A 15,314-nucleotide genomic window follows, 5' to 3' on the forward strand; every position below is an offset into this window, starting at 1 on the left:
CCGTCGCGCGGGAGCCGAACACCGCCGCCAGGCCGTACCCGACCGCCGCGCACACCCCCCACACCCGGTGCGGCACGGGCCCCGCCACCGCCGCGAAGACCAGGGTCCCCACCGCGCACGCCGACCAGGCGTACCGCTCCGCGCGCATCATCGTTCGTTCGCTCATGGCCGCCGACGCTAGGAATCCGCAGGCCGTACCCGCGTCCCACCACGGTGTCGATCGTGAACTCACCTCGTGGTACGACAGGGTGACGTCACGTCACCGGGATCGACCTGCCCCGGTTCGTCACGTGACCGACGCCGGGAGTTCGTGTGCGGGCGGCCGGGGCGGACCGGCGGCGTGCCACGATCGCCGCCATGCTGGTGAGCCTCGACGACGTCGAACGGCTGCATCCCGACGGCGCCGGCGCGCGCCGCACCGCCGAGCGCTTCGTGACCGCCGCACGGGCCTGCGTCGTCGGCGCGGTGCTCCTCGCGGCGGTGGCCGGCGTGCTCGTGTGGCGGCATCCCGTGCCGCAGCCGCGCGCGGACGTCCTGTACGCCGGGGGAGCGGCCCTGATACTCGCGGTCGCCTGGCCCTGCGTCCTGCTCGCCGCGCGGCGCCGGCTGCGCAGGTCCGGGCCGCCGGGCACACCGCTCGCCGAGACGTGGGGGCTCGTCCTGCACCGCCGCCCGGACGAGAGCCGCAGGCTCGGCGGTCTCCGTCTCGCCGGCTGGCTCCTGGTCGCCTTCCAGGCGGGCGTCCTCGTCATGCTGCCGCTGGCCTCCGGCGCCGGCGAGGCCCTGGCGGCGCTGCGCTGGGTGACCGCCGGGATCTGCCTGCTGGTCGGCGGTCTGCTGGGCGGCGTGATCGGCTGGTTCGGCCGGGGCATCCCGCCGGACCGCCGCCGCGAGCTCGCCTGGACGCCGCGTTGGGCCGTGGAGCGCGTGTGCCTGCTGACCGTGCCGTTCCTGCTCGCCCTTCCGGCGCTCGCCGGGCTGGCCGGGACGCTCCCGAAGGTGCTGGCCGGGGTCGCGGCACTCTGGCTGCTGCTGGTGCCGATCAGCCGCCAGGGCGACCAGATGCCCGCGAAGCTCGCCGTCGACTGACGGGCCGAACCGACCGACGGAACAACCAAACCGACCGGCCCGACAACTCGGTCGAATAAATCCGGCAAAAGTATTGACTCAATCGCAAAACGGCGGAGACTTGTCAATACACCGGAAAACCGGAAAGAGCCGCACCGCTGACGGAGACGTTCGAAAGCGCGCGATGACCCTTTTCTCGGCTCTGGCCAGGCCCCCGACAGACCTGTCGACGAAGGAGCCACCGACGACGGTCGGTGACCCACCGAAACGACAAGGACTGCCGGGGACTGCTCTGTGCAATCCGCTGCCCTCCGCGTACCCCGCCGCTCTGTGCGCCCAGGGGTACCCCGGGAGCCCGCGATCCCCCGGTCGGCGCAGGCCGCGTCCCGTGCGAAGGCCCGCCGACGCCGTCTCGGCTAGGGTGATTCGAGAGGAACGGGCCCTCAGGGGTTAGGTCGGTGCGTTGGACACTCACCAGTCGACGAGCGAGGTCCGGCAGCAGCCGCCGGCGGCTGTCGGATACGCGGGCGTCCTGAACGAACTGCTTCCCATCGCACTCTGGCGCGAGGACGCCGAGGGTCGCGTCGTGGAGTGGTCCCTTGCCGCCCAGGACCTGCTGGGATACCGCCCCGAGGAAGTCCTCGGCCGGCCCGCCTCCACGATGCTCGTCCCCGAGAACAACCAGGCACTCGCCGACCAGTTGACCCGCCGCGTCCAGGCCGGGGAGACCGTCGTCGGCACCCTCCCGGTACGGCACCGCGACGGCCACCACGTCACCATGGAGACCTGGATCCTGCCCGCCGCGGACCCCGAGGGCCGTACCGGGGCCATGCTCATCGCGGTGGAGACCTCCGAGGTGCTGCGGATGCGGGACTCGCTGGCCGCCCTGGAGAGCCTCTTCACCCAGTCGCCCATCGGCCTCGCCACCCTCGGGCTCGACCTGCGCTTCGTCCGCGTCAACGACGCCCTCGCCCGGATGAACGGCCTCCCCGCCGCCGAGCACGCCGGCCGCCGACTCAGCGACGTCGTCCCCGGCGTCAACACCGCCACCCTCGAGACCCTGATGCGCAAGGCCCTGGCCAGCGGCAAGGCCGTCATCGACGCCCGCCGGACCGGCCGCACCGCCGCCGACCCCGACCACGACCACACCTGGTCCTGCTCCTACGCCCCGCTCCTCGACAACGCCGGCCGCCCCCTCGGCCTGATCGCCTCCATCATCGACATCACCGTCGCCGACCGGGACCGCGCCGAGGCCGCACGGGCCCGCCGGAACGTCGACCTGCTCGCCGAGGCCGGGGCGAGCATCGGCACCACGCTCGACCTGGGCCAGACCGCCCAGGAACTCGTCCAGATCCTCGTCCCCCGGCTCGCCGACTCCGCCGACGTCCAGTTGCTCGAATCGATCCTCGAACCCGACGAGACCGGCGCCGCAATCCGCGGACTGCTGCGCCGCCTCGCCGTGCGTTTCCCCGACCCGACCGCGCCGACCGCCCTGCTCGCGCCCGGCCAGACCTTCCAGATCCCGCTCGACTCCGTGTACGAGCAGGTCCTCAACGAGGGCCGGGCGCTCGATCTGACCGAGAACGACGTCCCCAACCTGATCCGCGACCCCCGGGCCGAGCCGCTGCGCAGCTACCTCATGAACCGGCTCAGCTGCGCCCGCATGGTCCCGCTCGTCGCCCGCGGCACCGTGCTCGGCACCGTCACCGTGACCCGGCTGCGCAGCCGTGCCCGGTTCGACGAACAGGACCGCGTGCTCATCGACGAGGTCGTGGGGCGCGCCGCCCTCAACATCGACAACGCCCGCCTGTACACCACCCAGCGCGAGGCAGCCCTGACCCTCCAGCGCAGCCTCACCAACAGCGCCCTGCCCGAGGACACCGGCCTCGAACTCACCGGCCGCTACCTGCCCGCCAGCGAACACGACGTCGGCGGCGACTGGTTCGACGTCATCTCGCTGCCGAAGGGCCGGACCGGGCTCGTCATCGGCGACGTCATGGGCCATGGCATCCACGCCGCCGCCGTCATGGGCCAACTCCGCACCGCCGTCCGCACCCTGGCCCGGCACGACATCCCGCCCGTGGCGATGCTGCGCTCCCTCGACGACATCGTGACCGAACTCGGCGAGGACGAGATGGCGACCTGTGTGTACGCCGTCCACGACCCCGCCACCGGCCGCGCCCTCATCGCCCGTGCCGGGCACCCGCCGCCGGCCGTCGTCACCCCCGACGAGCGGATCTCGTTCCTCGACGGCCCGCCCGGGACACCGCTCGGCACCGGCGGCCGGGAGTTCGGCACCGAGGAGGTGTCGCTGCCGCCGGGCAGCCTGCTCGTGCTGTACACCGACGGCCTGATCGAGGCCCGCGACCGCGACCTCGACCAGGGCCTCACCGAACTGGCCCTGGCGCTGCACGGCCTCGACCGGCCGCTGGACGAACTCTGCGACGGCATCCTCGCCCGGCTGCTGCCGTACCCGGCCCAGGACGACGTGGCGGTCCTCCTCGCCCGCACGCCGGGCGGCGGGCGCCGTCCCGACTCCCGTGGTTTCGCCGGGGGCTGAACGCACCCGCGGGTCATCGGGCCGTCCCCGCTCCTAGGGTGGAGCGGTGAGCACACCGAAGCGCGAGCGCGCGCAAGAACCCCTCTGGCGGGACGTCGTGGGCGGCGTCCTGCGCCGCGAGCGCCGGGACCAGGGGCGCACCCTCCAGGACGTCGCCGACGCCGCGCGGATCTCGATGCAGTACCTCTCCGAGATCGAACGCGGCCGCAAGGAGGCGTCCTCGGAACTGCTCGCCGCCACGGCCCGCGGACTCGGCCTGAACCTCGCCGACGTGCTCTCCCTGGCCCACGAGGAACTGGTCCGGCTCACCGCCGTCCGGACGCTGACCGTCCGCGGTCGCCCCGCCCCGCCGCGCCAGGGCGAGGTACGGCTCGCCGCCTGAGGCCCGCCGCCTGAGGCCCGCTTCCTGAGACCCGCCTCCTGAGACCCGCCCCTCAGTCCCCGGGAGCGCCGGGGTCACGGGGCGGGCGGCGGTGGGCCACGTACGCGACCAGGACCCCCGCCAGCAGGGCCCACGCGATCGCCGCGTCGCCCGCCACCGGCCAGCCGCCCGCCGCGAGGAACAGCGCGGCGACCGCGCCCGCGCCCACCGCTTTCCGATCCCGGGCGAAGCCCCACTCCCGGCGGCCGCTGCCCGGCGTGCGCCACTCCAGGACCGCGACGCGCACGACCAGCGCCGCCGCGGCGACCGCGGCCGTCAGCACCGACACGTCCATGTGTCCCGCCCTCGCCTTCGCACTGCTCCGGAAATCCCCGGCCAGGGGACGTGTATCCGGATTAGCATGGGACACATGATCTGGCGACATTGATCCGGCACCCGGCCTTCCCGAGGACCGCCGCGGACCCCGTACACCCGGCGTCCGAGCTGTCCTCACAGGGAAGGCAACATGTCTGTATCGTCCGAACAGCTGCCCGGCGCGGGCACCGATCACGGTGCCCCGGTCCGTGGCGTCCGCCGCATCGCGGTCGCGCTGTACGGTTACTCGTTCTGCGAAGAGTTCGTCCTGCTCTACCCCGTGTACGCGCTGCTGTTCAGCGACACGGGACTGGGGCTGTGGCAGATCTCGTCCCTCTTCGCCCTCTGGTCGCTGACCAACGTCCTGCTGGAAGTCCCGTCCGGAGTCTGGGCGGACACGGTCTCGCGCAAGCGGCTGCTCCAGCTGGGCCCGCTGCTGACCGGTACGGGCTTCGCCCTCTGGGTGCTGTTCCCGTCGTACTGGGCCTTCGCCCTCGGCTTCGTGCTGTGGGGCGCGGGCGGAGCGTTCGGCTCCGGCGCGCTCGAGGCCCTCGTGTACGAGGAGCTGGACCGGGTCGGGGCCGCCGACCGGTACGCCCGCCTGCTGGGCCGCGCCCGGGCCGCCGGCCTGGTCGCGGTGATGGCCGCGACGGCGCTGGCCGGTCCCGCGTTCACGTCCGGCGGCTACCTCCTGATCGGCGCGGCCAGCGTGGCGGCCTGCCTGCTGACCACCGCCTTCGCCACCGCCCTGCCGGAGCACCGCCGCCGCAAGGCGGCCGCGCGGGAGCACACCGCCGAGAAGGTAGCCGAGGCGGAGGCCGGCTGGGCGGCGACCCTGCGAGCGGGCCTCGCCGAGGCCCGGCACGACAAGGCCGTCCGCTTCGCCGTCCTGCTGGTCCCCGCCGTCACCGGCGTCTGGGGCGCCCTCGACGAGTACACGCCCCTGCTGGTCCGCGACACGGGCGTGGCCCCCGGCACCGAGCCGCAGCTGCTGCTGCTCATCTGGGCGGGCGCCACGGTCGGCGGCCTGCTCGCCGGACCCGCCCAGAGGCTCGACGCCCGCGGACTGGCGGCCCTGCTGGCCGGGTCCGCCGTCGCCGTGGCCGTCGGCGCGGCTCTGGGCACCCCGGCCGCGATCGTGCTGGTCGCGCTCGCGTTCGGCGGCTTCCAGCTGGGCCAGGTGCTCGTCGACGCGCGGCTGCAGGACAGCATCACCGGCGACAGCCGGGCCACCGTCACCTCGCTGGCCGGCGTGGGATCCGAGGTGGTGACCCTCGCCGTGTTCGGCCTGTACGCGGTGCTCGGCACGGCGGCCGGCCACGGCACGGCCTTCGCGCTGCTCGCGCTGCCGTACCTGGCCGCCGCCGCGGCCCTGACCCTCCGGGGCCGCCGCCGTCAGTGACGCGCCGGGCCCGCCAGGCGCTCCGGGGTGAGCAGCTCCGCGATGCGCTCGGCGGGCAGCAGTCCGCGCTCCAGCGTCAGCTCGGCCACGCCCCGGCCGGTGGCGAGCGCCTCCTGGGCGATCGCGGTGGCCTCGGTGTAGCCGATGTACGGGTTCAGGGCGGTGGCGAGCCCGATGGAGCTCTCCACCGCCGCCCGCAGCTGCTCGGTGTTGGCGGTGATGCCGGTGACGCAGCGCTCGGCCAGCGTCAGGCACGCCTGGCGCAGCGAGGTGATGCTGCGCGAGAGCGCGTGCAGGATCACCGGCTCGAAGGCGTTGAGCTGGAGCTGGCCGGCCTCGGCCGCCATGGTGACGGTGATGTCGTTGCCGATCACCTCGAAGGCGACCTGGTTGACGACCTCCGGGATCACCGGGTTCACCTTGCCCGGCATGATGCTCGAACCGGCCTGCACCGCCGGGAGGTTGATCTCCGCCAGGCCGGCCCGCGGGCCGGAGGAGAGCAGCCGGAGGTCGTTGCAGGTCTTGGAGAGCTTGACGGCCAGCCGCTTGAGCACGCCCGACAGCTGGACGAAGGCCCCGCAGTCCTGAGTGGCCTCGACCAGGTTGGCCGAGGTCACCAGCGACAGGCCGGTGATCTCCGCCAGGTGCCGGCGGGCCGTCTCGGCGTACCCGGGGGGCGCGTTGAGGCCGGTGCCGATCGCGGTCGCGCCGAGGTTGATCTCATGGATCAGTTCGATCGCCTCGCCGAGCCGGCTGCGGTCCTCCTCCAGCATCACGGCGTACGTGGAGAACTCCTGGCCGAGCGTCATCGGCACGGCGTCCTGCAGCTGCGTGCGGCCCATCTTCAGGACGTCGCGGAACTCGACGGACTTCGCCGCGAACGCGTCCTGCAGTACGGCGGCGGCCTTCAGCAGGTCCGTCACCGCGAGGATCGTCGCGATGCGGACGGCGGTCGGGTAGACGTCGTTGGTGGACTGGCTGAGGTTGACGTCCTCGTTGGGGTGCAGGTGCCGGTACTCGCCCTTGGCGTGACCCAGCAGCTCCAGCGCCCGGTTGGCGATGACCTCGTTGGCGTTCATGTTCGTCGAGGTGCCGGCGCCGCCCTGGATGACGTCGACGACGAACTGGTCGTGCAGCTTGCCCGAGCGGATCTCCTGGCAGGCGGCGGCGATCGCGTCGGCCTTCGTCGCGGACAGCAGCCCCAGCTCCTGGTTCGCCCGGGCGGCCGCCTCCTTCACCGAGGCGAGCGCGTCGATCAGCCGCGGGTACACGGAGATCGGCGTCCCGGTGATCGGGAAGTTCTCGGTGGCCCGCAGGGAGTGGACGCCCCAGTACGCGTCGGCGGGCACGTCGCGGTCCCCGAGCAGATCGTGCTCGCGACGGGTGACGGGGGCTGGGGAGGCAGGGGAGGGGAGGGTCATCGACACGGCTTTCAGCAGAGAACGGCGGAAGCGGATGTGGGGGTGGGGGTGAGGGAAGCCTTGAGCGGACCCGGGCGCGAGGGTCCGGACGCCGCAGCGACGGCCCGAAGCCCCGGCGCAGGCTGCGGGACCGGTGCCAGGCACGCGTACGGGCTCGCAGCGACCCCACGTTCTGCCCGGGGAATCGGGGCGACTGCTCGCGGACCGGGCCGCCTCGCGGCCCGTCCGAAGAATCGGGGCAGCTCGTGCGCTGCCCCGAGTACCGAGCACTACGCGGCGGACGCGGACTCCGGCAGGGGCTCCTCGGGGAGCGGGAGGGGCGTCGGGTCCTCGGACGGCTCGGCGGACAGCAGTTCGCGCAGGAGCTCCGTGCGGTGGGCCGGGGCGACGTCGGCGAGCAGGGTGGCCAGGACGGCGATCCGGGTCTGCGCCGCGCGCAGGGTGCCGGTGAGCAGCGCACCGGCGGCGACCAGGTCGACCGCGCCGCCGCCGGTGTAGATCTCGGCGACCGGTCCGGCCGGTACCCGCGTCGTCACCGTGACGAGCACGCCGCGCGCCACGGCCTCGCGGACGGCCTCGGCGAACTCGGGCGTGGCGTTGCCCGCGCCGGTGGCGACCAGCACGATGCCCTGCGCGCCGGCGCCGAGTGCCGCGCGGAAGAGGAGCGGGTCCGCGTCGCTGTGGTGGGTGATCACGTCGACCCGCGGCAGCGCGGCGGACTCGGGCGCGGCCGAGGCGGCCGGCAGCGGCAGCGGCGCCGTGCGCTCGGGGCCGCTGCGGGTGTCGACCCGGCCGAAGCCGACCTTGCCGAGGTGCTGGGCGGACGGGTCGGAGAACGCGGCGGAGGCCAGGGTCTGGGTCTTCACCGTGCCGCGGGCCGGGTGCACCAGGCCGTCGAAGACCACCAGGACGCCGAGGTCCCGGACGGAGGCGGCGACCTGGAGGGCGTCGTACAGGTTGCCCGGGCCGTCGCTGTCGGCCGTGCCGATGGGGCGCTGCGCACCGGTGAGGACCACCGGCCGCGGGTCGCTGTGGTGGAGGTCGAGGAAGAAGGCGGACTCCTCCAGGGTGTCCGTGCCGTGGGTGATCACGACGCCGTCCACACCGGGGTCGGCGAGCGCCTCGTGCACCGCGTTCAGCAGCGCGAGCTGCCGGACGGAGGTCATCCGCGAGCTGTTCACGTTGAACAGGTCGACCACGTCGACCGTCACGTGCTCCGGGACCGCGGCGGCGTCCAGGACGTCACTGCCGGCCGCCTCGGCGGCGTACCCCGATCCCTGCCAGCGGCTGGCGATGGTGCCGCCGGTGCTGATGAGGGTGATCCGGCGCGGCCGCGCGTCGCGTATCCATTCCATGGGGCTTCGTCCTCGGATGTCGGGCTGTTCCTCGGCGCGGGCGGGCGTCGCCGCGGCCGTAGCAAGGATAGGCAAAATCGCCCGCAATCGGATTGCCGATTCTGGCTCGCCCCGCAATAGTCGTGGTGGATAATTGCGCCATGGACGCGATCGACCTTCATATCTTGCGCGAGCTTCAGGAGGATGGCCGGCTCACCAACCAGGAGCTCGCCCAGCGGGTCGGCCTCAGCGCCTCGCCGTGCCTGCGCCGGGTCCGCCAGCTGGAGCAGGACGGCGTCATCCAGGGCTATCGCGCGATCGTCGACCCGCAGGCCGTCGGGCGCGGCTTCGAGGTCCTGGTCTCCATCGAGGTGCGCCGCGACCGCGAGGCCGTCGAGGCGTTCGAGGCCGCGCTGCAGGACATCCCCGACGTCATCGAGGCGTACCGGCTGTTCGGCAGCCCGGGCTGCCTGCTGCGCATCGCGGTCGCCGACCTCGCCGCGTACGAACGCCTGTGGATCGAGCGGCTCACCACACTCGGCGGCGTCACCGAGGTCAACTCGCAGATCATCATGAAGCGGATCAAGGAGCCGAAGGGCCTCCCCGTCGAGGGCTGACCGCGCCCCTCCGCACGGCTCAGCGGTGCTCCGGGTTCGGGAAGTCGAACTTGCAGCCCGCGTCCCACTCCGAGCGCTGGTTGCCGTGCGCGGGCATCCCGCCGGACCGCTTCAGGAGCGCGGCCACATGCATCAGGTTCCAGCTCATGAACGCGGTGTTGCGGTTGGTGAAGTCGTTCTGCGGACCGCCCGACCCCGGGTCCAGGTACGACGGCCCCGGGCCCGCTTCGCCGATCCAGCCCGCGTCGGCCTGCGGCGGGATCGTGTAGCCCAGGTGCTGCAGGCTGTAGAGCAGGTTCATCGAGCAGTGCTTCGCGCCGTCCTCGTTGCCGGTGATCAGACACCCGCCGACCCGGCCGTAATACGCGTACTGACCCTGCTCGTTGAGGATCGAGGAGCAGGCGTACAGCCGCTCCACCACCCGCTTCATCACCGAGCTGTTGTCGCCCAGCCAGATCGGCCCGCACAGCACCAGGATGTCCGCGGACATCACCTGCTCGTACAGCTGCGGCCACTCGTCCGAGGCCGCGCCGTGCTCCGTCATGTCCGGCCACACACCGGTGGCGATGTCGTGGTCCACCGCCCGCAGCACCTCGGTGCGCACGCCGGCGCTCTCCATCACCGCCCGGCTCCGGTCGATCAGCCCCTGGGTGTTGCTGACCTCCGGCGACGGCTTGAGCGTGCAGTTGAGGTACAGCGCGCGCAGCTCGTCGTAGCGGAAGGCGGCTTCGTCCTGCATCGGCATCGGCGGGCTCCTCGTGCCGGGGGACCGGCGGTCGTACGGGCAGACCGCCCCGACCCTGCCCCGCGGGGCGGGCGCACCGGACCCGGCGCGCCCGCCCCGCGCCCGACGTCACCCGACGGGACGCACGAACCGCAGGGTGCGCAGCTCGAACGGCCGCAGCCGCAGCGCCACCCCGCCGTCCTCCGTCACCTCGGCGGACTCGCCGGCCAGATGCCGTTCGAGCAGGTCGCACACCTGCACCTCCGCGTACGCGAACCCGGGCGCCAGCCGGGCCGCGACCCGGCCGCCGTGCGCCTCGTACACGCGCACCACCACGTCGCCGCTGCCGTCGTCCGCCAGCTTCAGCGCGCTGACGACCACGGCGTCCTCGTCCACCGACACCAGCGGCCGCACCTCGGCGTCCCCGGGTGCCCGGCGCTCCGGCAGGCCGATCCCGTACCCCTCGCGCACCGCGTCGCCGACCGACGCCCCCGGCACCAGGGCGTGCCGGAAGCGGTGCACGCCCTGGTCGGTGTGCGGGTCGGGGAAGCGCGGGGCGCGCAGCAGGGAGACCCGTACGGTCGTGGTCGTGCCGCCGTCCTCGGGCCGGACCGTGCGGGTGAGGTCGTGCCCGTACGTGGACGCGGTCACCAGGCCGACGCCGAAGCCGGGCTCCTCCAGATGCACGAAGCGGTGGTTGCACGCCTCGAACTTGGCCGCCTCCCAACTGGTGTTGGTGTGCGTCGGCCGGTACAGATGGCCGAACTGCGTCTCCGCCGCGTACCGGTCGGTGTGCAGGTCCAGCGGGAACGCGGCCTTCAGGAACTTCTCCGTCTCGTGCCAGTCGACCTCCGTGTCCAGGTCGAGACGGCGCGCCCCGGCGTCCAGCGTCAGCGTCTGCACCGCCCGCGACGCACCGAACGACCGCGTCACCCGCACCGACACCGACCCCGGCGTGTCCGCGGACACCACGACCTCGTCGGCGTCCGTGAGGTCGGTGACCGTGTTCCGGTAGAACTGGTCGACGTCCCAGGCGTCCCACATGTTCGGGAAGTCCGGGTGGAGTTGCAGCAGATTCGCCGCCCGGCGCGGCGCGACCGCCTCCCGCCCGGTGGCCAGATCACGCACCGAGACGGCGAGCCCGCGCCCGTCCACCTCGACCCGCAGCAGTCCGTTCTCCAGGACGTACCCGCCGCCCTCCCGCGCCCGCACCGCGCACGCCGCGCCGCCCGTCTCCGTACCTCCAGGCCGGGCGCCGCCCGCCGGCACTCCGGCCCGCGCGTGCGGCGCCGCGTTGAACACCACCTCGCCACCTGCCGACCCGTCCCCGGCCAGCGCCCGCTGCGCCGCCGCGACGATCCCGTTCAGCTCCTCCGCGACCGCCGCGTACGTCCTCTCCGCCTCACGGTGCACCCAGGCGATCGACGAACCCGGCAGGATGTCGTGGAACTGGTGCAGCAGCACCGTCTTCCAGATGCGGTCCAACTGCTCGTACGGGTACGGGAATCCGGCCCGCACCGCCGCCGTCGCCGCCCACAGCTCGGCCTCCCGCAGCAGGTTCTCGCTCGCCCGGTTGCCCTGCTTGGTACGGGCCTGACTGGTCAGTGTGGCCCGGTGCAGCTCCAGGTACAGCTCGCCGACCCACACCGGCGCGTCCGGGTACTCGGCCTCAGCCCGCGCGAAGAACTCCGCCGGCCGCTCCCAGCGCACCCGCGGCGAGCCTTCCAGATCCCGCAGCCGCGCCGCCTTCGCGACCATCTCGCGGGTCGTGCCGCCTCCGCCGTCGCCCCAGCCGGTCGGCGCGATCGAGTGCCGGGCCCGCCCCTTGTCCTTGAAGTTCCGCACCGCGTGCGCGAGTTGGTGGCCCTCCATCGCGCAGTTGTAGGTGTCGATCGGCGGGAAGTGGGTGAAGATCCGCGTGCCGTCGATGCCCTCCCACCAGAAGGTGTGGTGCGGGAAGCTGTTCACCTGGCTCCACGAGATCTTCTGCGTCAACAGCCGCGTCGACCCCGCCGCCTTGATGATCTGCGGCAGTCCCCCCGCGAACCCGAAGGTGTCCGGCAGCCACGCCTCGGTGTTCTCCACCCCGAACTCGTCCATGAAGAACCGCTTGCCGTGCACGAACTGACGGGCCATCGCCTCCGACCCCGGCATGTTCGTGTCCGACTCCACCCACATCCCCCCGGCCGGCACGAACCGGCCCTCCGCCACGGCCTTCTTGACCCGCGCGTACACCTCCGGCCGGTGCTCCTTGATCCACGCGTACTGCTGCGCCTGCGACATCGTGTAGACGAAATCGGGCTCGGCCTCCAGCAGGGCGGTCATGTTCGCCGTCGTCCGCGCCACCTTGCGGACCGTCTCGCGCAGCGGCCACAGCCACGCCGAGTCAATATGTGCGTGTCCGACCGCGCTGATCCGGTGCGCCGACGGCTCCGCCGGCGTCGCGAGCACCCCGGCCAGCTCCGTCCGGGCCGCCGCGGCCGTGCCGTTCACGTCCTGGAGGTCGATCGCGTCGAGCGCCCGGTCCACGGCCCGCAGGATGTCCCAGCGCCGCGCGCCCTCCACCGGCAGCTCCTTCATCAGCTCGCCGAGGACCTCCAGGTCCATGACCAGCTGCCACACCGTCTCGTCGAAGACGGCCAGATCAAGGCGCTCCAGGCGGTACTGCGGCTCGGTGCCTGCCGTCTCCTTCTCGCCCAGCGTCGTCGGCAGGAACGGGTGGTAGTCCAGGACCACCGGATTGGACGCCGCCTCCACATGCAGCAGCACCTCCTCGCCGCCGACCGCCGGCGACGCGACCCGCACCCACTGGTTCCGCGGATGCAGGCCCTTCACCGGCGTGCCGTCGGGCCGGTACACCAGACCCTCGCACTGGAAGCCCGGCATGTTCTTGTCGAAGCCCAGGTCGATCAGCGCCTCGACAGTCCGGCCCGCCCACGCCTCCGGCACCACCCCCGACACCGTCAGCCAGCTGGTGCCCCACGGCGCGCCCCAGCGCGTGCCGGAGGAGATCGGGGTGCGCGGCGCGGCGAGCCCCTCGGCCACCGGCACCGGTTCGTCCGGGGCGATCCAGATCCCGGCCTCCAGCGGGACCGACTCCGGGTACACGGCGGGGCGGATGCGCTCCTCGAGGACGCGCTGGAGACGGGACTCGATCAGACTGCGGTCACTGTGCATGGCGGACGCTCCAGAGGACGCGGAGGGAAGGAAGCAGCAGTCGGGCGGCGGATCGGAGAGGCGGGGACACGGGTCGCAGAGGCAGGATTCAGCAGACCGGACGGGAAGCGGGAGACACGGACCGGCCGACTCCGGTCTCCTCGACGGTGACGAGCTCAGTGATACCCCGCGCGGCCAGATGCGCACGGTCCGCGGCACGCCCGGCGAGCACGGTCGTCGGCCGCGCCCCGTCCGCCGCGAGGCGCATGAACGCCTCGAACACCGCCCCGCCGGGCCCGCACACCGCCCGCTCGGCCGGCTCCTCCGGCAGGTCGACGACCAGCGCCGTGGTGCGCGGCGCCGGCGGCTCGTACGCGCCGTCCCGGAGCTCCGCGACGAGCGCGGCCAGCTCCCGGCCGGCCGGTTTCACGGCCCGGTCGTTATCGAGCAGGCCCAGGCTGTACTCCAGCTCCGGGAAGTCGGCCAGCGCCCGGTCCACGTCGTGCGAACACCACCAGGTCACGCCCCACACGTCCGGGCAGTCCAGCGCCGCCTCGACCGTCGTCCGCGTGAACGCGGCCGCCCGGTCCGCCGGGACGTGCGGCGCGGGCGCGCCGACCTCCTGCAGCCAGACCGGCCGGTGCGGATCCTCGGCCCACGCCTTGGACAGCTCGATCATGTAGGCCGCGTGCTGCCCGGCCGCCGTGGACTCGGGCCCGTAGCGCTGGGCGGTGCCGTTGAACACCCACGAGTGCACGGCCGTCGCCGCGCCGAGCCGGGCCGCGTGCGCCGGGGTGAAAGGGTGCCCGTCCACGTACCAGGCGGCGTCGTACGCGGCGTGCAGATGCAGCCGCCCCGGCGCGCCCTGTTCGCAGGCGTCCAGCATCCGGCGCAGCCAGCGCCCGGCCTGCTCGGGGGTGATCCGGTCAGGGTCGGGGTGCGGGTCCCCGGAGAACTGGTTGATCTCGTTGCCCAGTGTCATGCCGAGGAACGCGGGCCGGTCCGTGAGCGCTTCGGCGAGGGTGCGCAGATAGGCGGCCTGGCCGTCCAGGACGTCCGGATCGGTGAAGATGTTCCGCCGGTGCCAGGTGACCGTCCACGACGGCTGGAAGTCGAAGCTCGACAGATGCCCCTGCAGCCCGTCCACCGCGACGGACAGGCCACGCTCGGCGGCCGCGTCGGCGAGCTGCACCAGCTGCTCGACGGCGCGCGGCCGGATCAGGGTGCGGTTGGGCTGGAACAGCGGCCACAGCGGGAAGACCCGGACGTGGTCGAGGCCGAGGGCGGCGACCGAGTCCAGGTCGGCGCGGACGTCGTCCAGGTCGAAGTCGAGCCAGTGGTGGAACCAGCCCCTGCTGGGCGTGTAGTTGACGCCGAACCTCGGGCGGGCGGAGTCCGGGGGAGTGGTCATGCGCGGCAGCGGTCCTTTCTTGAACGCGGCTCCTGAACTCATCCTTTGATCGCGCCCTCTTCGACGCCCCGGAAGAAGAACCGCTGCAGCGAGGCGAACACGATCACGACGGGAAGGAAGGCGATCATGGTGCCGGCCGCGATCAGCCGCGGATTCGCGCTGAACGTGCCGTCCAGGTACTGGAGTCCGACGGTGAGGGTGTAGCGGTCCGGGTCGTTCAGCACGATCAGCGGCCACAGGAAGTCGTCCCAGGCGCCGATGAACGTGAAGATCACGACCACGCTGAGCATGCCCCGTACGTTGGGCAGCCCCACATGGATCAGCCGCTGCCACACGTTCGCGCCGTCGACCAGCGCGGCCGCGTCCAGGTCCGCCGGTACCGCCCTGAACGCCGTGTACATCAGCAGCACATTGAGCATCGCGAGCGCCCCGGGCAGCGCCACGCCGGTGAGCGTGTCCGTCAGGCCCATGCTGCGGATCGTCACGTACTGCGAGACGATCGTGACCTCCCCGGGCAGGACGAGGGTGGCCAGGAACAGGCCGGTCACCAGGCGCAGACCGCGGAACCGCAGCCTGGCCAGGGCGAAGCCGGCCAGCGTCGCGCCGACCGCGTTGCCGAGGACGGCGACGGCGGCGACGGTGAGCGAGTTCGCGGCGTACGCCCACACCGGGATGGTCTCGGCGACCTGCGCGTAGTTCGACAGCGTCGGATCCTGCGGAAGGAACGACGGGACGCGGGAGTACACGTCCTCGCCCGGTCCCTTCAGGGAGGTGGACAGCTGCCACAGGAACGGGCCGACGGTGAGCAGCAGCACCAGGAGGAGCAGCAGATAGCGCGTCGCCGTCCCGGCCGGGGTGGGGGTGCCGAATCCGCGTGCGGGCATC

Annotated in this window: 12 protein-coding genes; 5 read left to right on the forward strand and 7 right to left on the reverse strand. The window is 73.0% G+C overall.

Translation table 11 applies throughout. The features are described from left to right. Window positions 1–357 precede the first annotated feature (357 nt). From ABZO31_RS32695 to ABZO31_RS32705, 3 genes are all read left to right on the forward strand, one after another. Complete coding sequence (locus tag ABZO31_RS32695) at window positions 358–1,089, forward strand: hypothetical protein (protein WP_406864951.1); 732 nt, start codon at window positions 358–360, stop codon at window positions 1,087–1,089. Window positions 1,090–1,531: 442 nt separating this feature from the next. Then, window positions 1,532–3,628 carry a SpoIIE family protein phosphatase gene (locus tag ABZO31_RS32700; RefSeq protein WP_406864952.1) on the forward strand — a complete coding sequence of 699 codons (2,097 nt, stop codon included), beginning with the start codon at window positions 1,532–1,534 and terminating at the stop codon, window positions 3,626–3,628. A 46-nt stretch (window positions 3,629–3,674) separates the two neighbouring features. Continuing rightward, a complete protein-coding gene (locus ABZO31_RS32705) occupies window positions 3,675–4,010 on the forward strand; it encodes a helix-turn-helix domain-containing protein (protein WP_406864953.1) in 336 nt (111 codons plus the stop codon). Window positions 4,011–4,062: 52 nt separating this feature from the next. On the opposite strand, the gene ABZO31_RS32710 is transcribed toward ABZO31_RS32705, so the two are convergent. Next, window positions 4,063–4,344: a hypothetical protein gene (locus ABZO31_RS32710; RefSeq protein ID WP_406864954.1), complete on the reverse strand. Its 282-nt coding sequence runs from the start codon at window positions 4,342–4,344 to the stop codon at window positions 4,063–4,065. Between the two features lie 171 nt (window positions 4,345–4,515). On the opposite strand from ABZO31_RS32710, the gene ABZO31_RS32715 reads away from it, so the two are divergent. Further along, complete coding sequence (locus tag ABZO31_RS32715; protein ID WP_406864955.1) at window positions 4,516–5,766, forward strand: MFS transporter; 1,251 nt, start codon at window positions 4,516–4,518, stop codon at window positions 5,764–5,766. On the opposite strand, the gene aspA is transcribed toward ABZO31_RS32715, so the two are convergent. Together aspA and ABZO31_RS32725 are read right to left on the reverse strand one after the other, a co-directional pair. After that, window positions 5,760–7,187 (reverse strand): aspartate ammonia-lyase, encoded by a 1,428-nt coding sequence (aspA, locus tag ABZO31_RS32720; protein WP_406865555.1) that lies wholly within the window; start codon window positions 7,185–7,187, stop codon window positions 5,760–5,762. The genes ABZO31_RS32715 and aspA overlap by 7 nt on opposite strands. A 269-nt stretch (window positions 7,188–7,456) precedes the next feature. Continuing rightward, window positions 7,457–8,542, reverse strand: a complete 1,086-nt coding sequence (locus tag ABZO31_RS32725) for an asparaginase (protein WP_406864956.1) — start codon at window positions 8,540–8,542, stop codon at window positions 7,457–7,459. A gap of 140 nt (window positions 8,543–8,682) precedes the next feature. On the opposite strand from ABZO31_RS32725, the gene ABZO31_RS32730 reads away from it, so the two are divergent. Further along, window positions 8,683–9,138, forward strand: a complete 456-nt coding sequence (locus ABZO31_RS32730; RefSeq protein WP_406864957.1) for an Lrp/AsnC family transcriptional regulator — start codon at window positions 8,683–8,685, stop codon at window positions 9,136–9,138. A 19-nt stretch (window positions 9,139–9,157) separates the two neighbouring features. On the opposite strand, the gene ABZO31_RS32735 is transcribed toward ABZO31_RS32730, so the two are convergent. The 4 genes from ABZO31_RS32735 to ABZO31_RS32750 all read right to left on the reverse strand — a co-directional run bounded on the left by ABZO31_RS32735 (window position 9,158) and on the right by ABZO31_RS32750 (window position 15,313). Next, complete coding sequence (locus tag ABZO31_RS32735) at window positions 9,158–9,883, reverse strand: flavodoxin family protein (protein ID WP_406864958.1); 726 nt, start codon at window positions 9,881–9,883, stop codon at window positions 9,158–9,160. Window positions 9,884–9,991: 108 nt separating this feature from the next. Continuing rightward, window positions 9,992–13,039, reverse strand: a complete 3,048-nt coding sequence (locus ABZO31_RS32740) for an alpha-mannosidase (protein WP_406864959.1) — start codon at window positions 13,037–13,039, stop codon at window positions 9,992–9,994. Window positions 13,040–13,127: 88 nt separating this feature from the next. After that, window positions 13,128–14,429 carry a glycoside hydrolase 5 family protein gene (locus tag ABZO31_RS32745; RefSeq protein ID WP_406864960.1) on the reverse strand — a complete coding sequence of 434 codons (1,302 nt, stop codon included), beginning with the start codon at window positions 14,427–14,429 and terminating at the stop codon, window positions 13,128–13,130. A 38-nt stretch (window positions 14,430–14,467) separates the two neighbouring features. Continuing rightward, window positions 14,468–15,313, reverse strand: a complete 846-nt coding sequence (locus tag ABZO31_RS32750; protein WP_406864961.1) for a carbohydrate ABC transporter permease — start codon at window positions 15,311–15,313, stop codon at window positions 14,468–14,470. Window position 15,314: the final 1 nt, after the last annotated feature.

The sequence above is a fragment of the Streptomyces solicamelliae genome (assembly GCF_045348655.1).
In the GTDB taxonomy this organism is placed as follows: Bacteria; Actinomycetota; Actinomycetes; order Streptomycetales; family Streptomycetaceae; genus Streptomyces; species Streptomyces solicamelliae.

Bases quoted from the DNA above. Each gene is read 5' to 3' on its own strand.
- ABZO31_RS32695 (WP_406864951.1), top strand. From the start codon at position 358: ATGCTGGTGAGCCTCGACGACGTCGAACGGCTGCATCCCGACGGCGCC.
- ABZO31_RS32710 (WP_406864954.1), bottom strand. From the start codon at position 4,344: ATGGACGTGTCGGTGCTGACGGCCGCGGTCGCCGCGGCGGCGCTGGTC.
- ABZO31_RS32715 (WP_406864955.1), top strand. From the start codon at position 4,516: ATGTCTGTATCGTCCGAACAGCTGCCCGGCGCGGGCACCGATCACGGT.
- aspA (WP_406865555.1), bottom strand. From the start codon at position 7,187: ATGACCCTCCCCTCCCCTGCCTCCCCAGCCCCCGTCACCCGTCGCGAG.
- ABZO31_RS32725 (WP_406864956.1), bottom strand. From the start codon at position 8,542: ATGGAATGGATACGCGACGCGCGGCCGCGCCGGATCACCCTCATCAGC.
- ABZO31_RS32730 (WP_406864957.1), top strand. From the start codon at position 8,683: ATGGACGCGATCGACCTTCATATCTTGCGCGAGCTTCAGGAGGATGGC.
- ABZO31_RS32735 (WP_406864958.1), bottom strand. From the start codon at position 9,883: ATGCCGATGCAGGACGAAGCCGCCTTCCGCTACGACGAGCTGCGCGCG.
- ABZO31_RS32740 (WP_406864959.1), bottom strand. From the start codon at position 13,039: ATGCACAGTGACCGCAGTCTGATCGAGTCCCGTCTCCAGCGCGTCCTC.
- ABZO31_RS32745 (WP_406864960.1), bottom strand. From the start codon at position 14,429: ATGACCACTCCCCCGGACTCCGCCCGCCCGAGGTTCGGCGTCAACTAC.
- ABZO31_RS32750 (WP_406864961.1), bottom strand. From the start codon at position 15,313: ATGCCCGCACGCGGATTCGGCACCCCCACCCCGGCCGGGACGGCGACG.